Origin of the sequence: Mediterraneibacter agrestimuris, assembly GCF_943193195.1 — a bacterium.
In the GTDB taxonomy this organism is placed as follows: domain Bacteria; phylum Bacillota; class Clostridia; order Lachnospirales; family Lachnospiraceae; genus Schaedlerella; species Schaedlerella agrestimuris.
The window spans coordinates 36856-44908 of sequence record NZ_CALPDG010000032.1; the positions used below are offsets into that span (position 1 = coordinate 36856).

6 protein-coding genes and 1 tRNA gene are annotated in these 8053 nt (G+C 43.5%); 5 read left to right on the forward strand and 2 right to left on the reverse strand.

Going from position 1 to position 8053, the window contains the following annotated elements:
* Nucleotides 1-78 precede the first annotated feature (78 nt).
* Together NFS18_RS13890 and NFS18_RS13895 are read right to left on the reverse strand one after the other, a co-directional pair.
* Nucleotides 79-2025 (reverse strand): methyl-accepting chemotaxis protein, encoded by a 1947-nt coding sequence (locus NFS18_RS13890; protein ID WP_251391192.1) that lies wholly within the window; start codon nucleotides 2023-2025, stop codon nucleotides 79-81.
* A 294-nt stretch (nucleotides 2026-2319) separates the two neighbouring features.
* Nucleotides 2320-2394: transfer RNA gene (locus NFS18_RS13895), tRNA-Pro, on the reverse strand.
* A 122-nt stretch (nucleotides 2395-2516) separates the two neighbouring features.
* On the opposite strand from NFS18_RS13895, the gene NFS18_RS13900 reads away from it, so the two are divergent.
* The 5 genes from NFS18_RS13900 to NFS18_RS13920 all read left to right on the forward strand — a co-directional run bounded on the left by NFS18_RS13900 (nucleotide 2517) and on the right by NFS18_RS13920 (nucleotide 7904).
* Nucleotides 2517-3215 (forward strand): YczE/YyaS/YitT family protein, encoded by a 699-nt coding sequence (locus NFS18_RS13900; protein ID WP_251391194.1) that lies wholly within the window; start codon nucleotides 2517-2519, stop codon nucleotides 3213-3215.
* 19 nt (nucleotides 3216-3234) lie between these two features.
* Nucleotides 3235-5115 (forward strand): asparagine synthase (glutamine-hydrolyzing), encoded by a 1881-nt coding sequence (gene asnB, locus NFS18_RS13905; protein WP_251391196.1) that lies wholly within the window; start codon nucleotides 3235-3237, stop codon nucleotides 5113-5115.
* 127 nt (nucleotides 5116-5242) lie between these two features.
* Nucleotides 5243-6634, forward strand: a complete 1392-nt coding sequence (locus NFS18_RS13910) for an FtsW/RodA/SpoVE family cell cycle protein (protein ID WP_251391198.1) — start codon at nucleotides 5243-5245, stop codon at nucleotides 6632-6634.
* Between the two features lie 105 nt (nucleotides 6635-6739).
* Nucleotides 6740-7579, forward strand: a complete 840-nt coding sequence (locus NFS18_RS13915) for a DegV family protein (RefSeq protein WP_251391200.1) — start codon at nucleotides 6740-6742, stop codon at nucleotides 7577-7579.
* A gap of 73 nt (nucleotides 7580-7652) precedes the next feature.
* Nucleotides 7653-7904, forward strand: coding sequence for a hypothetical protein (locus tag NFS18_RS13920; protein ID WP_251391202.1), 252 nt, complete (start codon nucleotides 7653-7655; stop codon nucleotides 7902-7904).
* Nucleotides 7905-8053 lie beyond the last annotated feature (149 nt).

Here is an 8053-nt window from a genome sequence, read left to right on the forward strand (position 1 = left end):
TTATAGTCAAAAGGGGCTGTAAGAAAATTGACAGCCCCTTTTGTAATGACTTGTGTTTTTTATATCTTATCTTAAAGATTATTTTAGCCGGAACTTACGCACTAGATTGTTCATCAGCAGAGACTGGTCCGACAAATTCTGGGAGGTAGCGGCACTTTCTACAGAAGTAGTAGAAGTATTTTGGACAACAATGGAAATCTGTTCAATTCCTTCTGTAACCTGAGAAATTGCGGTCGTCTGGCTCTCGATAGCCTCTACCACGGCATTCATTTTAATTGTCACATTTTCGGCTATAGAATTTGTTTTATCCAGTGATTCTGTTACCTGGTCTACTACCTGACCACCTTCTATGACGGCTGCGATAGAGCTTTCAATAAGTTCTTTGGTAGCTTTGGCGGCTTCGTCAGACTTGGAAGCGAGGTTGCGGACTTCATCAGATACTACAGCAAAGCCTTTGCCGGCACTGCCTGCCCGTGCTGCTTCTACGGCAGCGTTTAGTGCAAGAATGTTTGTCTGGAAAGCAATATTTTCAATTGCATCAATAATTTTACCAATTTCTGTAGAAGAGTTTGATATTTTTTCCATAGCGTTATTCAGCTCTTTGACATAATCTACACTGCTGCGCAGCTGAGCATCAGCCTGGTTTACAAATTCTCCCGCTTCAGCGGCAGCTTCTGCAGTTTGTTTTGCATTATCTGCGATACCGGATACCGTAGATGAAAGTTCCTGAACAGCGCTGGCCTGCTCGGTAGCGCCCTGGCTCAGGGACTGTGCGCCGTTGGACACCTGAACGGCGCTGGTTGATACTGTTTCAGCAGATTGGCTGATCTGGAGAAGTGTGTCTCTTAATGAGCTGTGGATTGCCTTGATAGACTTTTCTATCACTATAAAATCGCCCCAGTATGTACGCGTAATCTCTTCATGGAAGTCCCCTTCACCCATTTTACCCAAATGATGTGATACATCCTGTACTACGTCATTCAAACGGAGAATGGTTGAATCCAAGGCTTTGGTAAGCTCAGCAGTCTCATCCCGGGATTTCACGATGGGAGTAGGGGTCTGTAGGTCACCGTCAGCCAGCTTTTCTAACCGTATAACACAGTTCCGGATAGGGTTAGAAATAGACTTGCCGACTTTTACTGCTACAGGGAAAGTAGCAATCACGACCAGGACAATGACCAGGAGTGTAAGCAGGATGCTCCGGTCCAGTGTGGATTTAAACTCCCGCTGGCTGACTTCAATAGCAATACTCCATTCTTGATTACCGTCAATGGGAGCGAATCCCACAAGCTTGTTGTCACCATAGAAATTGTATGTACCGAAACCAGTTTCTCTCTGGATCATGCTCTGATTCACTGCTGCCACATCTGCCATGTCAGGGTTCTCCTCGGCAGCTTTTATCATGTTGGAACCCTCTTCTACGATAGAACGGTCCCGGTGACCGATAACATTTCCATTATTGTCCAGTACATAGGCAACGCCATCGTTGCCCATAGCCAGATTCACTACAATTTCCGATAAAAAGTCGGCATTAATGCTTCCATAAACTATACCATCGAAACGACCATTTGTGATAATGGGAACTTCTAAAAGAAAGACCATCCGACTGCCGTCATTCATGATGTCAGAGATATAAGGTTTCATTGTTTCTTTACATTGTTTGAAATAGTCTTCCTCAGAGTAATTGTCGCCGGTGGAGGAAAGACCGTTGGTATCTATTTTTCCGGTATAGAGAAAACCGTTGCGTTCTGCTATGTCATTACGGACAGAAACCAGTTTTTGAGCGTCAGGGGCGGACTCACGGAAAATATCGGAAGCGGCGGCTTCCTCAAGAGCAGTCCAGTATTTGTCCATCCTCCATTCCACTGCATCTGCTGCCATTTGTGTGGCAGGACCTAAAGTTTTTGTCATCAGATCATCAATCCCGCTGGCATTTAAAAGAGCTGTGATCACCCCGATGAGAATTGAGCCAACTATTACCACTGATAGCATGCTGATTTGAATTTTTGATTTGATAGACTTCATATCTTGGATTCCTTTCATAATAGTTTATATGAGTGGTATAAGCCTTTTGACAGTATCAGCTTACCCGTTAATATACTACCATAATACAGTAGAATATTCAAGTTGTGCGCATGGTATTTATATATAGAAAAATGTACAAAAGACGGGGAGCAATACGCCTGTCTGGTAATAGTGGACAGGCTGTTTTTCATAAAATCAGAGAGGAGTGCTGAGGGAAAATGATTTATAAATAATGTTATTTTTTATTACAATTCTTTATAATCAAAGAACCTCGCAATTCTGCGAGGTCTTTAATCGGGGTGACAGGATTTGAACCTGCGACCTCACGGCCCCCAGCCGTGCGCTCTAACCAAACTGAGCCACACCCCGTAATGAAATTATTATACTGGATTTAGGAAGAAATGTAAACACATTTTCAATTTATATTTGCATAATAAGATTTCACAGGATATAATAACTTAATAATAAACAAGAATTTAAGGGGAAGAGAAATGCAGGATAATCAAAGAAAAATAGTACAGAATAAGAATGAGAAGCAGTTTGCGGCTGATACGTCGAACCGTAGTATGGGAGACTGGGCAAAAGCGCTGGTTATATTGTTGATCGGACTGGCTATCGCACATCTTGGAGTCACTTTATTTTTATTATCTGATTTGGGAACGGATACATTTACAGTGTTTGCACAAGGGCTTGCCAGAAGAGTGGGCATAAGTGTGGGAATGATGCAGATGACAGTTGTCTGTGTATTGATGATCATTATGCTTCTTACCACAAAAGGATATGTGAAGCCGGGAACAGTTGTCTGTGCACTATGCGGTGGACCGATCATTGATTTTTTTACATGGATTCTGGGTGGATATATCAATGGAGATTCAGCGATGATAGTCAGAATAATCAGTGTGGTGGCTGGCTGTGTGATTCTCTCACTGGGGATGTCTGTTGTAATCAACAGTAATGCCGGAACCGGACCAAATGACCTGGTTGCGATTATTTTAACAGATAAGATTCGGAAAATTGAGTTCCGCTGGGTACGTATGGCATGTGACGTATTTTTTGTAGTACTTGGATTTGTACTTGGCGGAACTGTGGGCGTGGGTACGATCGTAGCTGTATTTCTGACAGGACCATTGGTACAGTTCTGGCTGCCTAAGACAAAGAAGATTGTGAACAGTATTTTGAGAGAAGTGTAGGAACAGGAGGAAAAACAACATGTGTGGATTTGCAGGATTTGTGGGTGGAGTTGAGAACCGCAATCAGGTACTGACGGCAATGATGGACACAATTGTCCACCGGGGGCCGGATAGTGAGGGAAGATACATTGACGAAGATGCAGCTTTGGGATTCCGCCGTTTGAGTATTATAGATTTGTCAGAGGTTGGCGACCAGCCTTTTTATAATGAAGACAGGAGTAAAGTGCTTGTTTTTAACGGGGAAATCTACAATTTTCAGGAGCTTCGCAGGGAACTTACGGCGTCGGGGCATGTGTTTGTGTCTAATACAGACTCTGAGACATTGATTCATGGGTATGAGCAGTGGGGCGAGAAGCTGGTAGACCGTCTGCGGGGAATGTATGCCTTTGTTATCTGGGATATAGAGCAGAAGAAACTGTTTGCAGCAAGAGATATTTTCGGCATTAAGCCGTTGTATTATGCACAGATGAATGAGACATTGTTGTTCGGATCTGAGATTAAGTCTTTTATGGAGCACCCGAAATTTGATAAGGTGTTTAACGAGGCGGCGCTTGGAAATTATCTGTCTTTCCAGTTTGTGCCTACCAACGAAACTTTTTTTAAAGGGGTATTCTGCCTTCAGCCGGGGCATTATTTTACTTATCAGAATGGAAAAATGGAGATTACCCGTTACTTTGAACCGCATTTTACAGGAGATACCAAGAAATCCTTCGAGGAGGTTGTGGAAGATGTGGAAAAAGTAATGAAGGAATCTGTGGAAATGCACAAAATCAGTGACGTTGAGGTAGCTTCTTATTTGTCCAGTGGTGTGGATTCCAGTTATCTGACTTACTTGGGACAGGTGGATCATACATTTACGGTTGGATTCGATGAGGGGAAATACAGTGAGATTCAGGATGCAAAGGAGTTTGCCGAGAGTATTCACATGCAGAATGACGCCAAGGTGATCACGCCGGAGGAATACTGGGACAATCTGTCAGATATTCAGTATTATATGGACGAACCTGTAGCGGATCCGGCAGCCGTTGCCTTATATTTCCTGAGCAAAGAAGCGGCGAAGAAGGTAAAGGTAGTTCTGTCAGGCGAGGGATCGGACGAGTTGTTTGGAGGCTATAATATTTACTGTGAACCGCTTCAGCATACAGGGTTTGACAGGATTCCGCTTGGAATTAGGAAAATGCTTGGGAAATTCGCAGAGGTTTGTCTGCCCCGTGGCATGAAGGGGAGAGGATTTTTGATGCGTCATGGAAAGACTCTGGAAGAACGGTATTTTGCAAATGCGACAAATATTTTTACAGAACGAGAGGCAAATCAAATTCTAAAGAAGGGCTGTCAGCCGGGAATTCAAAAAGTGACAAAGCCACTGTATGACAGAGTGAGGGATAAAGATGCGGTGACGAAGATGCAATATGTAGATTTGCATCTGTGGCTGGTTCATGATATCCTTATGAAAGGGGATAAGATGGGAATGGCAAATTCCCTGGAAGTCCGTGTTCCGTTCTTGGACAAGAAGGTACTGGAACTGGCTCAGACACTGCCCCTTGACTATAAAGTTCGGGCGCCGAAGACAAAGGTAGCGCTGCGAGGGGCGGCTGAGAAGGTGATTCGCAGTAAGACCGCCGAGAAGAAGAAACTGGGATTTCCCATTCCGATTCGCATATGGCTGAAAGAGGAGCCTTATTATAACCGTGTCAAAGAAATGTTTCAGTCAGATGCGGCAAAGCAGTATTTTAATACTGGGATCCTGCTAAAGATGCTGGATGACCATAAGAATGGAAAGAACCGGAATGAAAAGACAGATAACAGCCGTAAGATTTGGACGATTTACATTTTTCTTGTATGGTATGACCGTTTCTTCGGGCACGGCAAACCGGTACACCCGAGAATGAATATAAAATGATGAAAGAGTCGGTTGGGTTGTTTCGAGTTGCCATGCATGCGATGAAACAGTCAGTTGGGTTGTTTCGAGTTGCCATGCATGCGATGAAACAGTCCGGTGGACTGTTTCGAGTAATAGGGGAGATTTAATGAGAAGCAGAACTGTTCAGCCGCTGAAACAGCGGACACAGAAAAATGAAAGCAAACAGAATAGAAGGTATAGTGGTTCAGTACAGCCGAAGTCACGTGTCGTTCAAAGTCAGAGGAATCTGGTTAGAGTTTCTTATGGCAGTGAGGTCAGACCATCCAGAGCGGCACAGCCTGTGGCAAGGAATGGTCAGCAGATTCAGTCTGGTTCAGCAGCCAGGAAGAAGAGACGGGGGTTCTGGTCCAGAATATTCGTGCAGGATGCACAATATTTTGATTATGATTTGCTGCTGGTGATTGTCTTTTTGATGTGTTTTGGACTGGTCATGCTTTACAGCACCAGTGCTTACAGTGCACAGAACGACTTTGGGAATGATATGGCGTATTTTTCCAAACAGGCAATTATCGGACTTATTAGTTTTGCATGGATGCTTTTTGTATCCAGAATAGATTATCTGTTTTATGGGGCATTTTCTTTTGAAGCATATATATTTGCTATGTTTATGATGGCACTTGTACAGACACCCCTGGGAGTGGAAGCATATGGTTCCAGACGGTGGATTCAGCTGCCGGGAGAGATGACGCTGCAGCCGTCAGAGATTATGAAGATTGCTGTAATTATGTTTATTTCTTATGAACTATGCCGGTTGGGAAATAAAGCGGCTACCAGAGAGGGAACCATCCGTGTATTTGCTTTTGGTGTAACGGCGGCGGGCGGAGTTATGTTTTTAACAGATAATTTAAGCACGGCGATCATTGTAATGACAATTACTTGTATCCTTTATTTTGTGATACATCCGAAAACGAAACCATTTTTTGTAATCATTGCGGGAGGGGCAGCGTTTGTTGCGGCTTTTGTAGGGATTCTTGCGGTGAAAGCAACAAGCAGCAGCGAAAATTTTCGCATCAGACGTATTCTGACATGGCTGGATCCGGAAAATCATTCGGATCATGGCGGATTTCAGGTAATGCAAGGTCTGTATGCGATTGGTTCAGGAGGCTTTTTTGGAAAAGGACTGGGAAATAGTACACAGAAGCTGGGGGTTATTCCAGAAGTGCAGAACGATATGATCCTGACTGTTATCTGTGAAGAACTGGGCGTGTTCGGTGCAATTGTGATTCTACTCTTGTTTGGGCTGATGATATACCGGCTGATGTTTATTGCCAGAAATGCGCCGGATTTGTATGGTTCTCTTCTGGCAACAGGGGTTCTTGCACATATTGCGTTACAAGTTACACTGAATATTGCCGTGGTGACTAACCTGATTCCAACAACTGGGATTACATTGCCGTTTATCAGTTACGGAGGTACTTCCATTCTCTTTTTGATGACAGAAATGGGAATGGCACTTGGGGTTTCGAGAAAGATTAAGCTGAAAGGCGTAAAAAGATAAAAAAACCTTTTCAGACAGAGAAAAGTATGGTATAGTTTTATGTAGTATTAAAAACTACATGATTTAGAAGTACATAATACAAGCTGTAGTTTGGGAGGGAACCAAATGGATTATAAGATTATTGTTGACAGTTGCGGAGAACTGACGGAAGAAATGAAAAAAAGCGGAATATTTGAGTCTGCCGCTCTAAGTATGGAAGTAGGAGGAGAGCGTATTGTAGATGATGATACATTCGACCAGACAGCGTTTCTGGCGAAAGTTGCAGCAGCAAGTGAGTGTCCCAAGTCATCCTGCCCGTCACCGGAAACGTACATGGATAAATATCATTGTGATGCAGACAGAGTGTACGTGGTTACACTGTCAGCAGAACTGAGTGGTTCTCATAACAGTGCAGAATTAGGAAAAAGCTTATATATAGAAGAGTATGGCGAGAAACAGATTTATGTATTTAATTCCAGATCTGCCTCAATCGGTGAGACACTGATAGCTCTGAAGATTCAGGAGTGTGAGGAAGCCGGTATGACATTTCACCAGGTTGTTGAGACAGTGGAAGCATATATTGCAGGACAGAATACTTATTTTGTTCTGGAGAATCTGGATACACTTCGCAAAAACGGTCGTCTCACCGGATTGAAATCATTGATGGCGGGTGCATTGAACATCAAGCCTGTGATGGGAGCAACTCCGGAAGGGACTATCTGCCAGCTTGGTCAGGCAAGAGGTATGAAAAAGGCGCTTGCAAAGATGGTTAAGCATGTGGCTGAGGATGTGATAAACAGTAAAGAAAAGATATTGGCGATTTCACATTGTAATTGTCCGGAGCGTGCAAAGGAAGTACAGAGAATGCTTTTGGAACAGATAGAGGTAAAATCTTCTTTTGTAATGGATACTGCGGGCATCAGCAGTATGTATGCCAATGATGGTGGGATTATTATTGTAGTTTAGGGAAAATTGTGATAAACTGGATAAAGATGTACTACGCTGGATTTGTGTCCGGCAGAAGAAGGAGTTTAGAACGATGAGTCAGGAAAAGGTGGACCGTTATAAAAAGGAGAAGGCAGGCAGAAAGCAGATGATCAGAAAGCAGCGGGTGATGAATGCAGTACGCAAGTGTGTATTGACAGTTGCAGCGCTGGCTCTGGTGGGATGGCTGGGATATTCCGCTTATGACACATACACTGCCAATCAGGAGCGGGAAGTGGCATCCGTCAACTACGATGCAGTGAATACTTATTTACAGAATCTTACAGTAGAAGAGAACGTAGATTAAGCTGGACTGTATGTGAGATAAAATAGGGAAGAAAAGATAAGGAGAGAGGGCGATTCCGATGGAATCGCCCTCTCAGACTGTAGACAAAGTTGGTGCTGGAGAAGAACTCCCGCACCACTTTTCGATAAAATCTATTTTTTCTTTTGTCT

Coding starts and splice junctions, on each gene's coding strand:
- NFS18_RS13910 (WP_251391198.1), top strand. CDS start 5,243: ATGAGAAGCAGAACTGTTCAGCCGCTGAAACAGCGGACACAGAAAAAT.
- asnB (WP_251391196.1), top strand. CDS start 3,235: ATGTGTGGATTTGCAGGATTTGTGGGTGGAGTTGAGAACCGCAATCAG.
- NFS18_RS13915 (WP_251391200.1), top strand. CDS start 6,740: ATGGATTATAAGATTATTGTTGACAGTTGCGGAGAACTGACGGAAGAA.
- NFS18_RS13900 (WP_251391194.1), top strand. CDS start 2,517: ATGCAGGATAATCAAAGAAAAATAGTACAGAATAAGAATGAGAAGCAG.
- NFS18_RS13890 (WP_251391192.1), bottom strand. CDS start 2,025: ATGAAGTCTATCAAATCAAAAATTCAAATCAGCATGCTATCAGTGGTA.
- NFS18_RS13920 (WP_251391202.1), top strand. CDS start 7,653: ATGAGTCAGGAAAAGGTGGACCGTTATAAAAAGGAGAAGGCAGGCAGA.